Genomic DNA, 18,030 nt, shown 5'->3' with positions numbered 1-18,030 from the left:
CCTTATCTTTTTACAGACTCTATTACCAAGGGGAGCAGCCGGGTTGACCTCACTGTGCGCATCCACCGATGCACCGTTCTTAGTTTCATCATTCGATCAATTCTTGTGTGCGTGGTGGGCGAGCACAGGTCAGTCCGGCTGCTCCCCTTTCTCCACTCGCTCTCTCACATTGAACTGATTCATCGCGACCTCTGGTCCACGATGGATCAAACATTCCAGCGCATCAACGGCTTGCTCCAGACAAGGCTCAAAGATAGCCAGTTCGTCTTTCGTGACCGGTTCCAACACATAGTCCGCCGAATCTTGGCCTGGGGCAGGCCGACCGACTCCGATCTTGAGTCTGATAAATTGTGGAGTGCCCAGCGCTTCGATGAGGGACTTGATCCCGTTATGCCCCCCATAGCCTCCGGAAAGTTTGATCCGCAGCCGACCCGGCTCTAAATCGAGATCATCATGGACGACGATAAGCTCGTTGGGAGTGAGGGAATACTCTCTTAGAAGACCCTTCACGGGAGGACCGGAACAGTTCATCCAATCGAGGAGGCTGGCCAACTCGATTAATTCTCGTCCAAGTCGCCCGGAACCTCGTTGTGCCGTACCGCGCGGTGAGAGTCGGATCGACCATCGAGCGGCAGCCCGCTCGATGGCCCACATTCCGACATTGTGACGGGTCTGGGCATAGGCCTTTCCCGGATTGCCCAGTCCAACAAGCAGACGCAACGTTACTTCTTCTTTTCAGCTTCTTTCTTCTCACCCTTGGGCGCGGCAGCCTCTTTCTTGTCTCCACCCTTCGCGTCACCAGCAGGTGCCGCTGCTGCTCCGGCTTTGGCCGGCGCTGCGGCACCTGCCGCACCTTCAGCCCCAGCCTCCTTACCTTTCGCCGCCACTTCCGGTTCTCCTGCTTGGCCAGCCCCAGCCGTCAGCAAGGCCTCCAGCTTCGCATCCGACATTGGTGCCGCAACACTCACTACCATCTGTTCAGGCTCATCGAGGAAACGGATCCCCTCGCGCGCGCCAATTTCTTTGACATGGACACCGCTCCCAATGGTCAAGGCCGACGCATCCACTTCAATATGATCAGGCAATGCCGCGGGCAAACATTCAACGTATATATCGCGCATGTTGTGGTGCAACACACCGCCTTCCTTCACCCCAGCGGGAATACTGCCGGTGACCTTGACCGGCACTTTGACCCGAATCGGTTTGCTCATCGAAATTTCAAAGAGATCAGCATGCAACACCGCTCCCGTTATCGGATCCACTTGATAGTCTCGCAAAAGGGCGGTACGGCTCGGCTTGGACTTGGCCCCGTTGACGGTCAGTGAAATCAGCGCGGTGCTGCCCGCGTGGGACTTTAGAATCTTGACCAAGTCGTCGGGGTTGGCGATCAGCGAGAGACATTCACCCTGGCCGTACAACACCGCCGGAATTTTCCCTGCCCGTCGCATCGACCGTGCCGCTCCCTTACCCGCTTGTTCTCTCACCGCTACTGTCAAATCGAATTTCATGATTCTCCTCCGTCTCCCCAGCTTCCAGCACAACGCCCCGCCCAGACCGGGCTAGGCAAATAATGAACTCACCGACTCATCTTCATGGATGCGCCTGATCGCCTCGCCTAAGAGGGGCGCCACCGACAATTGATGCAACTTCGGACAGATCAGCTCTTTCCCCCTCAAGGGAATGGAATTGGTAACCACCACTTGGGAAAGACACGACGACTGTAATCGTTCCAGCGCCGGCCCGGATAAGACCGCATGGGTGCAGGCGGTCATCACCTCTCGCGCGCCATGATCGAGACAAGCCTGAGCTCCCTGAACAATCGTACCCGCTGTATCGATCATGTCATCAAGGAGAAGGACTCGCTTCCCCTGCACATCTCCGATGATATTCATGATTTGAGCTTGATTGGGACCTTCTCGGCGTTTATCAATGATCGCCAGATTAGCCTGGATCCGTTTGGCGAATGCCCGAGCTCGCTCCACCCCACCGGCATCTGGAGAAACGACGACGAGGTCGGCTATTTGTTTTTTGATGATATAGTCCAGTAAGACCGGAAGTGCGTACAAGTGATCGACCGGCACGTTAAAGAACCCCTGAATTTGCCCGGCATGAAGATCCATCGAAAGTACACGATCCGCCCCGGCCGTGGTCATCAAGTCCGCGACCAACTTGGCGGTAATGGGAACACGGGGTTGATCCTTCCGATCCTGACGGGCATATCCAAAATACGGGATCACCGCCGTGATGCGATTCGCGGAGGAACGTTTCAACGCGTCGATGATGATCAACAACTCCATTAAAGAGTCGTTGACCGGCTGACAGCAGGACTGCACGACGAAGACATCGGCACCCCGAACATTCTCGTCGATCTTGACACGGATCTCACCATCGCTGAACGAAGAGACCGTCGCCTCACCCAGCTTTTGCCCAAGGTATGCGCAAATCTCATGTGCAAGCGCAAGATTGGCGTTGCCAGAGAAAATTTTCAATTCTCTGTTCATCGAACGTTCCTAACTGACCGTCTCGTCTTTAATCTAACGTGCTGGATTCTCTAGTGGTTCTTGTGCGGCACACAATGCTGATCGGTATCAGCCTGACAACACACGTGGCAGCACACACGACTGGGGAAACCAATCAAGGGGTGAAACTGTATAAGAAATCTCCAGTCTCTGTCAACAAACGACAGGAAGAATGTTGGAGCGGTCAAGACGATGGGTGTGAGGTCTGTGCGACAAACACCTTAAACTGTGGCTCATTCATAAATAGGGCTTGTGCCTGACGAGCCTTCGCCTCCTCACGAAACACGCCAAAAACGGTCGCCCCGCTCCCCGAGAGAAGCGCCGCCTCAGCCCCGTGAGCTAGCAGTCGCTGCTTGATCTCCTGCAGCATGGAATAGGTCTTAAACACCGGTCCTTCGAAGTCATTTTCTGCTGCCTCCAGCACCTGCTCCCATCCCAACTCAGATACTTGCTCCAGCATGGCATGGGACCGGGATAGTGGAGCCACGCCGGCTCGATTGGCAGACAGTTGCTGATACGCCCACTTCGTTTCCACAGGGAAACCCGGGTTGACCAAAACGACCCATCGCGTTCCTTTGATTCGAACTGGAGCAACCTGCTCACCGCGCCCTGCCACAGTCGCGGAGGGCGCGAAGAAAAAGAACGGCACATCGCTCCCGAGCGTTTGACCGATGTGTGCCATTTTTTCCGCCGACCATCCCAGATTGAACAACTGGTTCAAGCCGAGAATCGTCGCAGCCGCGTCGCTACTCCCGCCTCCCAACCCAGCTCCCATTGGAATCCGCTTCGCGAGAGTGATGTCCAATCCCCCTACCCATCCGCTCTGTTCCATGACCGCCATTGCCGCGCGATAAACCAAATTGGAACCATCCGCTTTCAAGGATGGATCGTCACAACGCAATGTGACTCCTGGGTGGGTATCAGTCTGCGCAATAGTGATCTCGTCCTCTACCTGGACCGTCTGCATGAGCGACCAAAGATTGTGATAGCCGTCGGTGCGACGATCAAGAATGCGCAACACGAGATTGATCTTGGCAGGTGCGACAACGCGAATGGAGAGAGGCGTAGAGGTCGATGCGGAAGAAAGGTTAGTCACGACCTCCTTTTATAGCATACTTCTCTAACCGATACCGAAATGATCTGGTGTTCAACCGGAGCATTCGCGCCGCTTTCTTCTTCACCCATTTGGACCGCTCCAGTGCCTTGAGTAACAGATCTTTTTCGATTCCGTTGATCAGCCCCTCAAGATCCACGCCTTCGTCGGTCAAGTCCAGCGGCATCCCCTGTACTGGCGGCGGCGCCGTGGGGCGATGAAGCCATCCGCGCACATCGGCCTCCGTTACCGGTCCATCCACAGAGAACGCCACGACCCGCTCGATCAGATTCTCCAGCTCACGAACGTTGCCGCGCCACTCATGTTCCAACAGGACATGCATCGCGTCGGAGCTGAACACCGGTTTTGGCTTCCCACTTTCCTTCGCAAATCGCTCCAGAAAGTGATTGACGAGTAGTGGGATATCACCCGTCCGCATTCGTAACGGGGGTAGCCGTATGGGGATCACATCCAAGCGATAGTAGAGATCCTCCCGAAATGACCCGTCCGCCACGGCTTTTTCGAGGTCCTTATTAGTGGCCGCCACTATACGCACATCGACTTTAATGTCTTGACTGCCCCCCACTCGACGAAATTCTCGCTCCTGAATTACTCGAAGCAGTTTCACCTGAATGGTCGGCGTCGTGTCTCCGATTTCGTCAAGAAAGATCGTTCCGCCGTTTGCGATCTCGAACAACCCTGCTTTATTCGCGATCGCCCCAGTGAATGATCCCTTCATATGGCCAAAGAGCTCGCTCTCCAACAAGGTTTCCGGGACCGCACTGCAGTTCACGGCTACAAACGGCAAGGCGCTTCGCGCGCTGTTGTAGTGAATCGCGCGAGCCACTAGTTCTTTCCCCGTACCACTTTCCCCGCAAATCAGCACGTTGCTTTTTGAGTCGGCAACCTTTCGCACGACCTCAAACACTCGCTGTATCGCTTCACTCTGACCGACCAACTGCGCGAATGACGACTGACTCGCCATTTCTCGCTTGAGCAGCATATTCTCGGTCGTCAAGCGTCGCTTTTCCAGCGCATTCCGGATGATCAACTGCACTTCATCGACTTGAAAGGGTTTCGTCAGATAGTCATAGGCTCCCTGCTTCATCGCTTCGACGGCTGAATCCGCACTCGCAAAGGCGGTGATGATCAAGACCACCGTTTCAGGAGAGGCTGATTTGACCGCTTTGAGGACCTCCATCCCATCAACTTTGGGCATGCGTAGATCGGTGATGACCAGGTCGAAGATCTCCTTCTGCAGTAATTCAACGGCATCCTCACCATCCATCGCGATGGTTACGGCATACCCGGCCCGTTTGAGCATGATGCTCAATACCTCACGCAAGCTTTGTTCATCATCGACGACTAAGATCTTTTCCACGGTTCTCTTCCCTCATGCCAGAGTCTGATTCCAGAATCTGCGGTGCGAGGCAAACAGACCCCGAATCGCGTTCCCAGCCCTTCCTCACTCTCTACTTTAATCCACCCGCCATGAAGATCCACGATGCGATGGACCGCCGCCAATCCTAATCCGGACCCGCTCTTCTTGGTGGTAAAGAAGGGGAGAAAGATCTTGTCGAGGTTCTTCTTCGGAATACCTTCTCCCGTATCCTGAAACGACACTTCAATCACATCAGCCTTCCGACCCGCCACATCTACCTTTCGGCATCCAGTTGATACCGTCAGCTGGCCGCCCTTCGGCATGGCATCAAACGCGTTCACCGCAAAATTCCAAAACACTTGCTTCATCTGATCCTGATCCACTTGCGCAGGCAGTGTGTCGGAACATGGAGCGGTCACAACAGTGATGTTCGTTCTCGTTCGTGCTTCATGTTGTACCAGATCAAACGTCTCAGCAAGGACTTTGTTCAAATCACACTCGGCCAAATTGAGAGCTGGAGGCCTGGCATACTGTAAGAACTCGGTAATGATTGCATTCAATCGAGTCGCTTCCCGAACTGCGATCTCCACCAACCGTTGACTCGTCTCGTCGGCCTGGACATCTTTCCGAAGCATTTGCATGGCACCGGCGAGGGCACCGAGCGGATTGCGAATTTCATGTGCCATCCCCGCCGACATTTCCCCAAGACTGGCAAGCCACTCCTTACGCCGCATTTCCTCTTCTAAATCCCGGATCTGCGTGAGATCCTTACACACACCCACCAGACCCGTCGTCTCCCCCTGCTCGTGTAAGGGGCCGAGTGTCATGCCAAGAATCAACCGATTCCCATCGGCCCGTTTACACTCGACCTCAAATCGCAGATTATGTGAAACGCGCTCAGTCCCTTCATTCTTCAATCCCTCTGGCTGCCAGTTGAATACTTCGCGCCAAGGGCGTCCTTGGACTTCCTTGCTGCAATAGCCGGTTGCTTCTTCAGCTGCAGGATTAAATGACGTGATCAGGCCATGCGCATCGGTTGTAAACACCCCGCTACTGATGCTGTTCACGATGTTCTCATGGAACGCGCGCAGACGATGGAGCCCCTGCTCTTTTTCTCGGAGCGATTGATCCGCCGTCCGCAATTGATCCGCAAGTGCCCCACTCAGGAACCCGACGACCAGAAAGGCCAGCGCATACACGCCGAACGCCTGAAGCGTTTCCGCGGCACTCAGGCGAGTATGAGGAAGCCAGCCCCAGATCTCCGTGAGACCATACAGCTGCAAATTAGTAAGAAGTCCAAACAGGATGATGCAGAGGCTTGCCGTCAACAGGCCGACTCGGCGTCGTGGAACCAAGCTCGCCACAGTCACGCTGATGACGTAGAGCACAGCAAAGGGACTTTCTATCCCGCCTGTTCGTGCGATCAGCACAGACTCAACGACAAAATCTATGGCGATCTGCCCCCATGCAAACCGCACAAGTACTTCTGGACGAACAAGATGTTGCAGGGTGAGGGCGTAGAGGATCGTGGCCGCATAGGTGAACACGATCAAGGCATAGAACGTTTCGACGCGCTCACCCTTCGTCACCTGGAAGGCAAGGGACAACCCCAAGAGCAACGTAACAAGCACAACCCGCCAGCCCATCAGCCAATAAATTCTGGTCTTGATTTCGTCCACGCAGCGACCACCTTATTGTCAGGCCATTGTCCTTCATTCAGGAGAGCTGGCTGACTGGAGCGAACCTAGGAGTTGAAAGATCTACGGGCGGGAAGAATACTTCTAGCGTTGCCGAAACATGGATGGACAGCCGTCCGATCAGCTTGGTCCCCGAGGTGAGAAGAAGACGCACCCACCTCAGCGCATGTGTTACCCAATCGCAGAGGCCATCGTGAAGATTGGTAAATACATCGCCACCACGATGAAGCCGACCGTGACTCCCAGAAAGACCATCATCATTGGTTCCAAGAGTGCCGTGAGATTTCCAACAGCCTCGTCCACTTCGTCTTCATAGAAATCCGCGATCTTCCCAAGCATGGTATCCAACGCGCCTGTTGACTCTCCGACCGAGATCATGTGTGTGACCATCTTCGGGAAGGTACCGCTTTTTGCAAGCGGCTCCGAAATCGTCTTCCCGCCGCTGATACTGACCTTCGCATCAAGAAGCGCTCCTTCGACAACCTTATTGCCGGACGTCTTGGCGCAAATCGTCAAGGCCTCGAGCAATGGCACCCCGCTCGCCAGCAATGTCCCTAATGTCCTGGTGAACTTGGCCACCGATGCTTTTCGAATCAAGTCCCCGAACACCGGCAATTTCAGCAGGAACTTGTCGATGGCCAACCTCCCCTGTTTAGTTGCATAGTATTTTTTGAGCCCCACCACGGCTCCGATGATCACACCCAGCATGATATACCAATTCCCTTGCGCAAAATTACTCATGTCAATGACGAGCTGGGTCGGTGCCGGAAGTCCCATTTTTCCGCCGGACATTTCCTTGAACATTTTCTCGAACACCGGGATGACCCAAATCATTAAGACCGTAATTACGATGGCGGCGATGCCCAGAATGGCGGCGGGATAGACCATGGCGCTCTTAATCTGTCCTTTTAACTTCATGGCCTTTTCGATATGTTTCGACAATCGTCCGAGAATCGTGTCCAGTAATCCTCCCACCTCGCCGGCATGGACCATATTGACGTACAGATCATCGAAGATTTTGGGATGTTTGCTGAGGGCGTCTGAAAACGTTGATCCGCCTTCGACCCGTGCCTTAATCTCACCCACCGACTTTCTCAATACGGCATTCTCGGACTGTGTCGATAGGATTTCGAGGCATTGAATCAACGGCAACCCGGCATTGATCATCGTCCCGAATTGTCTGGTGAATACGACCAGGTCCTTTTCCTTCACCCCGCTTCCCAGTTGAAAACTGAATCCCTCTTTGGCCGCCTTCTCTTCGAGGCTCGTGACGACGAGGTTCTGCTTGCGTAACTGCTCCGCGGCCTCATCTCTCGACTTGGCGACCAGCTCACCCTTTTTCACGACTCCGGATTTACTGCGCCCAATATACGCAAATGTGGCCATAGGCTCTCAACCTGTTACGGCTCCAATGCCGGTTATCGAAATAAGAGGAAGACTACAACGCGAGTCTACTGGTGACTCCAAACCCTGTCAAAAACAATTACATTATTTACCTGGGCTCAGGGTCGAGTCGTGAAACTGAACAAGGGGGATTAGCTCAGGGGAGGGGCTGCATTTGCATCTCGGTACCCTCGATACAGGTAGTGGAATCCTGAGGCAAGGGTAAACCCAACCATTAAGACAACCAGCGGGGTAATCGTCGAGCGATCGATCCCACGCCATGTCAGCAGAATGGTAAGCAGAACATAGCTCAATTGAAACAGCGTCGTTCCCTTCCCTAAGAACGTTGGAGTGACAGTAATCGGCGTACTCGTCACATGGGCGACCACCGTCCCGAGCAGGAGCATCAGGTCGCGGCTCACAACCAAGATGACGAGCCAGGACGGCACAAGATGGAGCACGGCGAGCGAAATAAAGCTTGATGTCAGCAGCAGCTTGTCCGCGAGCGGATCGAGCAACGTTCCCAATCGTGTTCGCTGATTAAGCTTACGTGCAAGGTAGCCGTCAACTGCATCCGTAAGGCCAGCGAGCAGCAGTGTCAGCAGGGCGAATCCATAGGAACCATAGGTCATGAAGCCAATAATGACGGGAACCAAGAGGATACGAAGGATGGTCAGACTATTCGGAATATTCATGGAGTGGCGTTTGGACATGCCTCCGACTTGACGAGGCGAGGCATCATAGTAACCGATGGTGCGCTTGTCAACGAGTTGCAGGGAGGGAGGGACACCTCCTATAATCAAAGAGGTGGTCTACTATCTCAACCGATGGCGAAGGGATACGGAAGTATGAGCACGTTACCGCTTCTGTTCAAGAAGGAAGGATTGGTCGAAAAACATCAAGTGGAAGGGGTGGATCCGAGTGACCGCTACTTTAACCGAGCCATCCTCGTGAATCGAACTTCTGCAGGTTATTCGACAAAAGTGATGTACGAAGCATTGATCGTGGAGAGCCGATCGCACTCAACCATTATCGCGGCCGTAAAGGAATTGGTTGAAAAACTCCAAGACTTTGGGTTTACACGTCTGCGAACGCGAACTAATTTTAAGGGCACCAGGTATCTCGCCGAGAAGGAAACCTGGATCGATTTTCCAGACCGCTTTTGAGGTCAGGTATGAAATTCTTGACTGACAAGGTCGTGGATCACCGGACGGAACTCCCGAATCGCCTCATTCCGACTTGAGGGATGAACACGATTGGACATCAACACAACCTCCAAACGCGCTACGGGATCAATCCAAATTGAAGTTCCGGTATAGCCGAGATGACCGAAGGACTGAGCTGAGAAGTGCGATCCGGCCGATGACGGCTTTGAGGGAGTATCCCATCCCAGAGCCCAACTAGATGCCCCTTCTTTCGCCTGCCGCTTGGTAAACTCCCTGACAAGATCTCCATCGAGGATTGACGGCTGTCCATGGTACGCCCTTAGCCACTCGCCTGTGATAGCCATAACTGCGTCAACATTTCCAAATAACCCCGCGTGACCCGCCTCGCCTCCCATTGCCCCGGCATTCTGGTCGTGCACTTCTCCACACAATACCCGGCCTCGCCAGGGATCGAACTCCGTCGGAGCGACCCCGTCATGTGTTTCACGCACTCGCTCAAGAAATGTGTCTCGCTCTTCAGGCAGGACAAATTGAATACATGGGCTCCCCAGCCGATACAGGATGCGATCAGAAAAAAACTGATTCAATGGTTGCCCGCTGGTCCGTTCAACGACCAGGCCCAATAACATGAACCCCAGATCGCTATAAAGGCTGCGAGCACCGCGCGCATAGACTGAAACTTCCGATCGGATGCAGCTCAATAGCTTTTGTTTCGCCAGGCTCCTCTCCTCTCTCGATGATGGAATGGTTCCATCCGGACTAAGCCGCTCATAATACCCTCGCCATCCAGGCAATCCAGATTGATGAGTCAATAAGTCTCGGAGAGTCGCAGACCCGATCGGACTCTCACCGCATTCCTCAAGGTACTCAGCAAGATGCGCATCAAGCCGACACCGGCCGTTCTGAATCAGCAGCACAAGAGCGGTCACGGTGGCCAGAGGTTTCGTTAAGGAAGCCAGATCATAGATAGTTGAGGTAAGAACAGAGGCTCCTGGTGGATCTACTGATAACCGACCGGCACAAAATCGAGCGATCGGGCCATCTCCCTGACGCACTGCCAATACCGTTCCAGGGAAAACTCCATTCTCGACGGCTCGGTCGAGTGCAACCTGAATGGCTGAAGGTTCGAACATGTGGAGAAGCTTGATGTACAACAACCGGAAGAAGCGTTACAACTGGGCCATCGATGAGACGATGAGATGCGACGAATCATCGCATCGGGCTGGATTCTCCCTCCAGTTTTTCCTCCGGCAGACTGTGATGCTCTTGATAGACCTCACTTGCTTCAACATCCAGCATTCGTTCGAATGTGCTGAGTGTGGCTCGCATACGCTCCACCATCAGCAGACGCTGCTTCTTCAGGACGGACAGATCCCGCTGGGTATTCCCAAGCTCAACCCGTGCTTGCCGAAAGAGTTCACCAGCCTTCAATTCCGCTTCTTTCACAATCAGCTCGGCATCTCGTTGGGCGCTACGCTTCACGTCCTCGGCCAACGACTGTGCCGAAACCAGGGTGTTGGACAACGTCGTCTCGGTCCGCTTCAACTCCGTCACCTGTTGCTCAAGTGAGTAGATTTTTTCACGTAATGCGGCATTGTCCCGATTCAGGTATTCAACCGTCTGTGCGATCTCTTCCAGAAATCGGTTCACCTCTTCGCGATCATAACCACGGAGCTTGACCTGAAACACCATCTGTTGAATATCAATCGGCGTGATCTTCATGCCATCCCCCGTTGGTTGAGTCAATTCATCCGTACTGCGATGTCCTTTACCGACTGGACAACCGCAATTTGCATAAACCAAATCGCCGCGATGACGATCAATGGAGAAAGGTCCATGCCCATCCCCAATCCAATCCGCCGACGAATTGGAGCCAGTATCGGTTCCGTTGCACGAGTGAGAAATTGGACAATTGGATTCCACGGATCCGGATTGACCCACGAAATAAGCGCCCGTGCAATAATAATCCAACTATAGAAAGACAAGGCATAGTCTAGCACCGTTGCCAGCCCTAACAAGGTATTTCCAACCACAAACATTAGTTTCCAAGCTCCTGAGATCGTTTTGTTGCAGCCTCAACTGCGTCCATCAATACAGCTCGCAGGCCACCCTGTTCCAACCGATGCAATCCCGCGATCGTCGTTCCCCCTGGAGACGCGACTTGGTCCTTAAGACGCGCAGGATGCTGACCGGACTCTACTACCATCTTAGCCGCACCCAAAACCGTCTGCGCAGCCAACACACTCGCCGTCTCTCGAGGCAAACCCATTTTTACTCCACCATCCGCCATTGCCTCGATAGCCAGGAAAATATACGCGGGGCCGCTTCCGCTCAAACCAGTTACAGCATCCATCAGGCGCTCCTCAAGCAGAACAACTTTCCCGACCGATTCAAATATCTGCTGCACGCGGGCGACCGCCTCTGATCCAACTCCTGGACCAACCGTTAATGCCGTCATCCCTGCCCCGACCATCGCCGGCGTATTCGGCATGGCACGTATAATTGACGCTTGAGGGCCGAGAAGTTCCTGAATTCGATTGATGGGAACTCCGGCAGCCACCGACACGATAAGCCGATTACTGACACCCTTTCCCAGTCCCCTGAGTACGTCGGCAATGACCTGCGGCTTAACGGCGAGCATGACGACATCACTTGCACGTACCACCTCATCATGCGTGAGACCCACGTGAACACCGTAATGTCTCTTCAAGTGATCCTGCCTCGTAGCATCTGGATCGGCCACACGAATCTTTCCCGGCTCAAACAACCGGGCAGTGAGCACCCCACTGATCAACGCTTCTGCCATGCGCCCACCTCCGATAAACCCAATGGTGTGCATAACGACTGCGTTAGACATGTCGTGCTCCAAAAAGGGCGCTGCCGACCCGAACAAGCGTTGCCCCTTCCTCTATCGCGACTTCGTAGTCATTCGACATGCCCATGGACAGCTCGTCCATCTTCACCGACGGGAGCTGTTGAGCATCAATCGTCTTGGCTAATTCAGCAAGCTTTCTAAAATAGGGCCTGGCTGAACCAGGATCACTCGTTGGAGGCGGAATCGCCATTAATCCTTTGATACGGATATGGGAGAGGTGCGCCATCTCTGACACAGCCTGTGGTACATCGTCTGGGCGAAACCCTGCTTTTGTCGGCTCGTTGCCGATATTGACCTCCAGTAGCACATCTTGCTGATGACCGGCATCTCCAGCGCGGCGGTCGATTTCTTGCGCCAATTCCAGGGTGTCGACCGAGTGAATCAGATCAAACACACCGATCACGGATCGCGCCTTCCTCCGCTGTAATTGCCCGATAAAATGCCACTGGACGGAACCATGGGTGAAGGCAGGAATTTTGGTAAGGGCCTCTTGGACTCGATTTTCTCCCAAGAGGAACAAGCCCGCCTGCACTCCTTCTGCGATCTGCGGGATACCGACCGTCTTGGTCGCAGCCACAAGGCGAACCTCGCTGGATGAACGGCCGGCCTTCTCTGCCGCCGCTCGAATCTTTGCTAGGACTGATTGCACCCGTATTTTGATGGTGTCTTGGACGAGCGATTCCATATGCCCACTCAGAAATTCCAGCGCACCCCTACGGCACGCCGCCCATATTCTATCGGATTAGACTAAGAATTGGCAGAGACTGGTTTATCGTCGCTGGGTGGCAAGCCAATGGCACTAATCATAGTCCCATTGACTTTTCCTTCTCGCCGATAGGAAAAAAACAGATCCTCATGACAAATCGTACAAAGGTTCACAGTCGTGATGGCCTGTGGAGTGGCTCCATGGGCTAATGCCTGCTCCTTAATAAGGCCCTTCAAGTCCAGTTTGGCCTTCCCCTCGCCCTGAAATTGAACGACCTTCTCCCAACTAGGAACCCCTTGGCGAAGACGTTCAAGAACTGGGGCATCCACTTCGTAACAACAGGCGCCAGCTGATGGACCAATACTCATCCGTACCTGTTTAGGATTTGAGCCAAAACGTGACTCAAATAGCGCCAGTGTCTTGGGGACGATCGCCTCTACGGCTCCTCGCCATCCGGCATGGATTGCCGCGACAACTCCACGGACAGGGTCATGCATGAGAATTGGCACACAATCGGCCGTCCTCACTGCTACCATAACCCCTGGCTGATCAGTCACCAAGGCGTCCCAGCCTCCCACAAAGCGGTCGGCTGCTGACAGCGCACGATCCACCACCAGAGCCTCGGTCCCATGAACCTGTTTAACAGACAACGTCCATGCTGAGGGCGCAGCCCCTTGGACGCCCTGCAAAGGTCTGCCAACTTCCAGGTCGTGCTCCATCGTGTGCTGCCTGGTTCCAAAAAAGTGGTGCGCCTGATTCTTCGTATCCATAAATGCCGGGACCGTTATCACGAATGCGCTTACCATCTCAATGTTCACCCGATCTCACGTACTGAGCGACCCAGGATTAGTCGGCCTGCTTACGAAGAAATGTTGGGACATCCCATTCGTCTTCAGCCGTCATTGCCGCGCGATCCGTTGGGTCTCGCATCTCCGTCATGCGCCGTAAAAATGTGGGACGGTCGAGATCTTTCATCGGCCGATCCGCCGCAAGAGATGCGACCATCCCTGCCAAAAGCGGCTGGATCGGCTTTGCAGGCCGATTTACTCCTCGGTCACCAGCCATAGGAGCCGCAGGCTGATCTTCTTCTCGTTCAAACCCAGTTGCGATCACCGTGATAATGAGATCTTCACCCATATCAGGATTAATCACTTGCCCAACGATAATGTTGGCCTCAGAGTCCGCCGTCTGCTGGATAATGCTGGCCGCCTCTTCAACCTCATGCAGCGATAAACTAGCCCCACCGGTTATATTGAGAAGCACTCCCCGGGCTCCTTCTACGCTACCTTCCTCAAGAAGTGGGCTGCACATCGCCTTCTGGGCGGCTTCAATCGCCCGGTTGGGACCACGTGATACGCCCATTCCCATGACGGCACGACCGGTATGTGACATCACCGTGCGGACATCGGCAAAATCGACATTCACATGTCCCGTCGTCGTAATTACATCGGCAATACCCTGAATGGCCTGCCGAAGGACATCATCGGCCACCTTAAAGGCCTCCAAGAGCGGGGTTGATTTATCAACGATGCCCAAGAGCCGTTGATTGGGGATAATCAGCAAGGTATCGACATGCCGCCGCATGTCGCGGATCCCCTCCTCGGCGTGTTTGTTTCTCCGTTGGCCCTCATATTGAAACGGCTTCGTCACTACGCCCACCGTCAAAATCCCCATTTCTCGAGCGATGCTGGCGACAATGGGTGCGGCTCCGGTCCCGGTGCCTCCTCCCATGCCGGCCGTGACGAACACCATATCCGCTCCCTCGAGGCATTCCCGGATATGCTCCTTACTTTCAAGCGCGGCATCACGTCCGATTTCCGGTTTCGCGCCAGCGCCTAAACCACGGGTCCTCTCCGGCCCAAGCTGGATTTTGTACGGGGCCAGAGAGCGATCCAGTGCCTGAAGATCGGTGTTGCTGGCGATAAAGTCGACACGGGCGAGTCCAGAGGTGATCATCGTGTTGATCGCATTGCACCCGGCTCCGCCGATTCCGATCACTTTAATCCGCACAGGTGATAACATATCTTCCTGAAATGCAAACATCGGAGCACCTCCTCGTATCACCCGCACACCGAGCGTCTGACGCCCGCAAGGGTTTTATAAGGTTAAAAGACCTCCAACACCCGTTTCGTCCAGCTGAACATTTTTTTTGCCCAAGTCCCACCGTTTCGAAGCCCCGCAGTCTCTAATTCATCGACGTGTCGCCGGGCATGAAGCAAGAGACCGACCCCGGTTGAATGGCTGGGATGACCGACGATATCTCGGAGCCCTCCCACCCCCGATGGCAATCCCCGCCGCGCCGGCAAGTTCAAGACTTTCTCTGCAGCATCTGGCATCCCTTCCAACAACGATGTACCCCCGGTGATCACGACCCCGGCCCCCAACATGCCTTCGTATCCGGCCCGCGTGATTTCTCTCCGAACAAGCTCGAACATCTCGTCGACACGAGGCTCCAAGATCTCCGCAATATCCCGTCTAGAAAATGTTCGAGGTGGACGGTCTCCTACCGAAGGTACCTGAACGACTTGATGACCAATGACCAATTCGGTTCTCGCGATCCCATGTTGAGTTTTGATCCTTTCAGCCTCGGTTTGCGACGTCAAGAGACCAATGGCCAGATCCTTCGTCAAATTCTGTCCGCCAATCGGAAGAACTGCCGAGTGACGGATGCTCCCATCCAAAAAAATGGCCAGGTCCGTCGTCCCTCCCCCCAAATCCACCATCACCACGCCGAGTTCACGTTCCTCCTGGCTCAGCACCGCTTCACTGGAGGCCAGCGGCTGAAGGATGATGTCGACCACGTCAAGCCCAGCCCGATTGACACTCTTCACGATATTCTGCGCTGAGGTCACCGCTCCGGTGATGACGTGCACGTTGACTTCCAGCCGATTTCCGGATAGGCCCAACGGCTCCCGCACCCCTTCCTGGCCATCCACCATGAATTCTCGAGGTAACACGTGGAGGATCCTCCGCTCTTGCGGGATCACCGCGAGCGTGCGGGCGCTTTCAATGGCTCGGTGGATATCTTCTCGAGTCACCTCCGCTCGTTTCAGCGCCACAACACCCTTGCAGTTTTCGGCCGAGATGTGACTGCCGGCGATGCCGGTGTACACGGAGTTGATCTGAACAGCCGCCATCAGCTCTGCTTCTTCGACGGCCTTCTTGATGGATTCAACGGTGCTTTCAATGTCGACAACGACTCCTTTACGCAAGCCGCGTGAGGGACTCATGCCGAGGCCGATAATGCTGAGACCTCCCGCATCGGTCATCTCTGCAACGATCGCGCAGATCTTTGTTGTCCCGATGTCGAGTCCGACTAGAATTTGATCTCGCTTCGGCACCGCAATCACCCTCCGCCTTCCCGTACGATAATTCGATTATCGTACCGGAGATCCACTTCACTGACCCCGCGCCCCACGCCGTCAAAATTTAGTGATTTCAACGTTGGTTTGACGCGTTGGAACCGCTCCCATTGCTCCTCAACCGACTCCTCTCCAAATCGAAATCGAACGCCCTGGATGAGCGCCACAAGATTTGTTTGGTTTTCAGCCTGTACCCGCAACCTCCCATCGAAGGTGTGCCCAATGACTCTTGCCAGTTCGATGCCAGACATGATTGAGCGTCGCACTACGTCGGTCCCCTTTAGCAACCCGTCAAGATCAACTCCGGTTACCAACGGAAACGTATCATCATCAGCCTGCCCCAGCTTGGTCAGGATATGCCCCTCTTCATCACTCAGAAAGTTCTGTGATGCCGACCGGACGATCGCGGCAGGCTTTCGCTCGATCACCGCGATCTTCAACTCATGGAGTAGGACTCGCGAAACTTGAGCCTCCTTGATCCAGGGGTGTGCCTCGATCTGCTCTTCGACGGTGGTGGGCATGACCTGATAAAGCGACATCCCTTGTCTGACCTGAGCCAGCTCGATCACCTTCTGCTTGTCAAGATGATGCACACCTTCAACGGTGATCGTGTGGATCTCAAGCAAGTCACGGACTATGCGGCTGGAGTACGTCACGGCGGTCGTGATCAGCCACCCCAGAATCGCCAGACCCGTCACAAGCACACCGAGACGCACCGCAACCTTTCGCTTGGCCGTCCGTATCCGCCCGCCTTGCATCACCGCCTTTTCCCCTGATGGGTCCTTCCAACGATTCAGGCGCGGGACGGCAGGCTCAGCTCGTTGTTTTCTAAATGAGACTCTCATGACACAGGCCCTAATTGGGCGCACTGAGCACATCGAGCGGCACGGTCCAGTGCAGACCGTAAGATCCGCTCGACCAAGTCCTCGTACCCGATGCCGGCCTGCGCGGCAGCCATGGGCAGTAGACTCGTTGCGGTCATGCCAGGAACTGTGTTGATTTCCAATACATAGGGCTGGCCTCGAGGCGTGATGCGAAAGTCCACGCGTGCAGCCCCCTCACAGCCAAGGACTTTGTAGCTGCGGTAGGCCAATTCCCCTATTTTCTGAAGTACTTTGGCCGGAAGCGGAGCAGGGCAGAGATACTGAGTCTTCCCCTTTTGGTATTTGGCCGAAAAATCATAAAACCCTTCCGGGGCCACAACTTCTATGGCCGGAAGTATGTCTGCCTTGTCCATGGCTGTGCCAAGAATCGACACGGTCGCTTCATGTCCAGGAATGTAGCCCTCCACCATCGCTTCAGAGTCATAACGAAGAGCCAGTGCCAGTGCCTCCTTCCACTGAGCCGCGCGGCGCACAATGGTAACGCCGATCGTAGAGCCTTGCGAGACCGGCTTGACGACAATCGGTAACTGAAGCTTGCACGCCTTCAGAACCTTCGCCAGCGAAGGCCTCTCTCCAGCACGGATGACCGTTCCAGAAGGCACCGGGATGCCATGTGCGGCCAACAATGTCTTTGTCATCACTTTGTGCATACCCACAGCACTAGCCCGAACGCCTGACCCTGTGTATGGAATCCCGATGGTCTCAAGAAACCCCTGGACTAAGCCGTCTTCGCCCCCCAGCCCATGAAGCGAGAGAAAGGCGATGGCAACATCCTGCTCTTTCAAGTCTTGATACAGTCGATCACCGACGTCGATGGCCACGACATCATATCCTCGACGGAATAGTGCCTGATAAACCGCTTGGCCGGTCTTCAGGGAAATCTCCCGTTCGGAAGATCGACCTCCCATTAGGACCGCGATGCGTCTATCCGTCATTCTACCCATAGATACCAGGAGTCCGTAGG

19 protein-coding genes are annotated in these 18,030 nt (G+C 54.6%); 1 reads left to right on the top strand and 18 read right to left on the bottom strand.

The genetic code is table 11. The annotated features are described in order from the left end of the window. Window positions 1–129: 129 nt before the first annotated feature. The 8 genes from pth to COMA1_RS08365 all read right to left on the bottom strand — a co-directional run bounded on the left by pth (window position 130) and on the right by COMA1_RS08365 (window position 8,786). Complete coding sequence (pth, locus tag COMA1_RS08400; protein WP_090746530.1) at window positions 130–720, bottom strand: aminoacyl-tRNA hydrolase; 591 nt, start codon at window positions 718–720, stop codon at window positions 130–132. 2 nt (window positions 721–722) lie between these two features. After that, window positions 723–1,508, bottom strand: coding sequence for a 50S ribosomal protein L25 (locus tag COMA1_RS08395; protein WP_090746527.1), 786 nt, complete (start codon window positions 1,506–1,508; stop codon window positions 723–725). A gap of 51 nt (window positions 1,509–1,559) precedes the next feature. Continuing rightward, entirely contained in the window at window positions 1,560–2,501 is a 942-nt protein-coding gene (locus COMA1_RS08390) for a ribose-phosphate diphosphokinase (protein WP_090746524.1), read from the bottom strand. Window positions 2,502–2,703: 202 nt separating this feature from the next. Further along, window positions 2,704–3,615: a 4-(cytidine 5'-diphospho)-2-C-methyl-D-erythritol kinase gene (gene ispE / locus COMA1_RS08385; protein WP_090746522.1), complete on the bottom strand. Its 912-nt coding sequence runs from the start codon at window positions 3,613–3,615 to the stop codon at window positions 2,704–2,706. Next, the gene (locus tag COMA1_RS08380) at window positions 3,608–4,993 is read right to left on the bottom strand and encodes a sigma-54-dependent transcriptional regulator (RefSeq protein WP_090746519.1); all 1,386 of its coding nucleotides are present in this window, start codon (window positions 4,991–4,993) and stop codon (window positions 3,608–3,610) included. Before COMA1_RS08380 ends, ispE begins: the two co-directional genes overlap by 8 nt. After that, window positions 4,978–6,672, bottom strand: a complete 1,695-nt coding sequence (locus COMA1_RS08375) for an ATP-binding protein (protein WP_090746516.1) — start codon at window positions 6,670–6,672, stop codon at window positions 4,978–4,980. Before COMA1_RS08375 ends, COMA1_RS08380 begins: the two co-directional genes overlap by 16 nt. Window positions 6,673–6,861: 189 nt before the next feature. Further along, window positions 6,862–8,076 carry a type II secretion system F family protein gene (locus COMA1_RS08370; RefSeq protein WP_090746513.1) on the bottom strand — a complete coding sequence of 405 codons (1,215 nt, stop codon included), beginning with the start codon at window positions 8,074–8,076 and terminating at the stop codon, window positions 6,862–6,864. Window positions 8,077–8,225: 149 nt separating this feature from the next. Next, window positions 8,226–8,786 carry a CDP-alcohol phosphatidyltransferase family protein gene (locus COMA1_RS08365; RefSeq protein ID WP_090746510.1) on the bottom strand — a complete coding sequence of 187 codons (561 nt, stop codon included), beginning with the start codon at window positions 8,784–8,786 and terminating at the stop codon, window positions 8,226–8,228. Window positions 8,787–8,921: 135 nt separating this feature from the next. Between COMA1_RS08365 and COMA1_RS08360 the strand changes: the two genes are divergently transcribed. Continuing rightward, window positions 8,922–9,239: a hypothetical protein gene (locus tag COMA1_RS08360; protein WP_141654263.1), complete on the top strand. Its 318-nt coding sequence runs from the start codon at window positions 8,922–8,924 to the stop codon at window positions 9,237–9,239. Window positions 9,240–9,241: 2 nt separating this feature from the next. Here the strand turns inward: COMA1_RS08360 and COMA1_RS08355 are convergent, their stop codons facing one another. From COMA1_RS08355 to COMA1_RS08310, 10 genes are all read right to left on the bottom strand, one after another. After that, complete coding sequence (locus COMA1_RS08355) at window positions 9,242–10,372, bottom strand: serine hydrolase domain-containing protein (protein WP_090746503.1); 1,131 nt, start codon at window positions 10,370–10,372, stop codon at window positions 9,242–9,244. A 76-nt stretch (window positions 10,373–10,448) separates the two neighbouring features. Then, complete coding sequence (locus COMA1_RS08350) at window positions 10,449–10,961, bottom strand: DivIVA domain-containing protein (protein WP_090746500.1); 513 nt, start codon at window positions 10,959–10,961, stop codon at window positions 10,449–10,451. Between the two features lie 20 nt (window positions 10,962–10,981). After that, complete coding sequence (locus COMA1_RS08345; RefSeq protein WP_090746497.1) at window positions 10,982–11,278, bottom strand: YggT family protein; 297 nt, start codon at window positions 11,276–11,278, stop codon at window positions 10,982–10,984. Further along, a complete protein-coding gene (gene proC / locus COMA1_RS08340) occupies window positions 11,278–12,096 on the bottom strand; it encodes a pyrroline-5-carboxylate reductase (RefSeq protein ID WP_176697941.1) in 819 nt (272 codons plus the stop codon). The genes COMA1_RS08345 and proC overlap by 1 nt, the downstream gene beginning before the upstream one ends. Beyond that, on the bottom strand, window positions 12,089–12,799 hold the full coding sequence (locus COMA1_RS08335; protein ID WP_090746493.1) for a YggS family pyridoxal phosphate-dependent enzyme: 711 nt from the start codon (window positions 12,797–12,799) through the stop codon (window positions 12,089–12,091). The genes proC and COMA1_RS08335 overlap by 8 nt, the downstream gene beginning before the upstream one ends. Window positions 12,800–12,861: 62 nt before the next feature. After that, the gene (gene pgeF, locus COMA1_RS08330) at window positions 12,862–13,590 is read right to left on the bottom strand and encodes a peptidoglycan editing factor PgeF (RefSeq protein ID WP_176697940.1); all 729 of its coding nucleotides are present in this window, start codon (window positions 13,588–13,590) and stop codon (window positions 12,862–12,864) included. A 76-nt stretch (window positions 13,591–13,666) separates the two neighbouring features. Beyond that, window positions 13,667–14,863, bottom strand: a complete 1,197-nt coding sequence (ftsZ, locus tag COMA1_RS08325) for a cell division protein FtsZ (RefSeq protein WP_090746486.1) — start codon at window positions 14,861–14,863, stop codon at window positions 13,667–13,669. 62 nt (window positions 14,864–14,925) lie between these two features. Beyond that, on the bottom strand, window positions 14,926–16,167 hold the full coding sequence (ftsA, locus tag COMA1_RS08320; RefSeq protein WP_407921314.1) for a cell division protein FtsA: 1,242 nt from the start codon (window positions 16,165–16,167) through the stop codon (window positions 14,926–14,928). Then, window positions 16,167–17,027, bottom strand: a complete 861-nt coding sequence (locus COMA1_RS08315; RefSeq protein ID WP_176697939.1) for a cell division protein FtsQ/DivIB — start codon at window positions 17,025–17,027, stop codon at window positions 16,167–16,169. Before COMA1_RS08315 ends, ftsA begins: the two co-directional genes overlap by 1 nt. Continuing rightward, complete coding sequence (locus COMA1_RS08310) at window positions 17,024–18,010, bottom strand: D-alanine--D-alanine ligase (RefSeq protein ID WP_090746480.1); 987 nt, start codon at window positions 18,008–18,010, stop codon at window positions 17,024–17,026. The genes COMA1_RS08315 and COMA1_RS08310 overlap by 4 nt, the downstream gene beginning before the upstream one ends. Between the last annotated feature and the right edge of the window lie 20 nt (window positions 18,011–18,030).

Origin of the sequence: Candidatus Nitrospira nitrosa (genome assembly GCF_001458735.1) — a bacterium.
Taxonomy (GTDB): domain Bacteria; phylum Nitrospirota; class Nitrospiria; order Nitrospirales; family Nitrospiraceae; genus Nitrospira_D; species Nitrospira_D nitrosa.
The sequence above is the reverse complement of the archived record's forward strand: the minus strand, read 5'-3'. Positions and strand labels throughout refer to the sequence as shown.

Coding starts and splice junctions, on each gene's coding strand:
- COMA1_RS08395 (WP_090746527.1), bottom strand. CDS start 1,508: ATGAAATTCGATTTGACAGTAGCGGTGAGAGAACAAGCGGGTAAGGGA.
- COMA1_RS08390 (WP_090746524.1), bottom strand. CDS start 2,501: ATGAACAGAGAATTGAAAATTTTCTCTGGCAACGCCAATCTTGCGCTT.
- COMA1_RS08370 (WP_090746513.1), bottom strand. CDS start 8,076: ATGGCCACATTTGCGTATATTGGGCGCAGTAAATCCGGAGTCGTGAAA.
- COMA1_RS08365 (WP_090746510.1), bottom strand. CDS start 8,786: ATGTCCAAACGCCACTCCATGAATATTCCGAATAGTCTGACCATCCTT.
- COMA1_RS08360 (WP_141654263.1), top strand. CDS start 8,922: ATGAGCACGTTACCGCTTCTGTTCAAGAAGGAAGGATTGGTCGAAAAA.
- COMA1_RS08355 (WP_090746503.1), bottom strand. CDS start 10,372: ATGTTCGAACCTTCAGCCATTCAGGTTGCACTCGACCGAGCCGTCGAG.
- COMA1_RS08350 (WP_090746500.1), bottom strand. CDS start 10,961: ATGAAGATCACGCCGATTGATATTCAACAGATGGTGTTTCAGGTCAAG.
- COMA1_RS08345 (WP_090746497.1), bottom strand. CDS start 11,278: ATGTTTGTGGTTGGAAATACCTTGTTAGGGCTGGCAACGGTGCTAGAC.
- proC (WP_176697941.1), bottom strand. CDS start 12,096: ATGTCTAACGCAGTCGTTATGCACACCATTGGGTTTATCGGAGGTGGG.
- COMA1_RS08335 (WP_090746493.1), bottom strand. CDS start 12,799: ATGGAATCGCTCGTCCAAGACACCATCAAAATACGGGTGCAATCAGTC.
- pgeF (WP_176697940.1), bottom strand. CDS start 13,590: ATGGATACGAAGAATCAGGCGCACCACTTTTTTGGAACCAGGCAGCAC.
- ftsZ (WP_090746486.1), bottom strand. CDS start 14,863: ATGTTTGCATTTCAGGAAGATATGTTATCACCTGTGCGGATTAAAGTG.
- COMA1_RS08315 (WP_176697939.1), bottom strand. CDS start 17,027: ATGAGAGTCTCATTTAGAAAACAACGAGCTGAGCCTGCCGTCCCGCGC.
- COMA1_RS08310 (WP_090746480.1), bottom strand. CDS start 18,010: ATGGGTAGAATGACGGATAGACGCATCGCGGTCCTAATGGGAGGTCGA.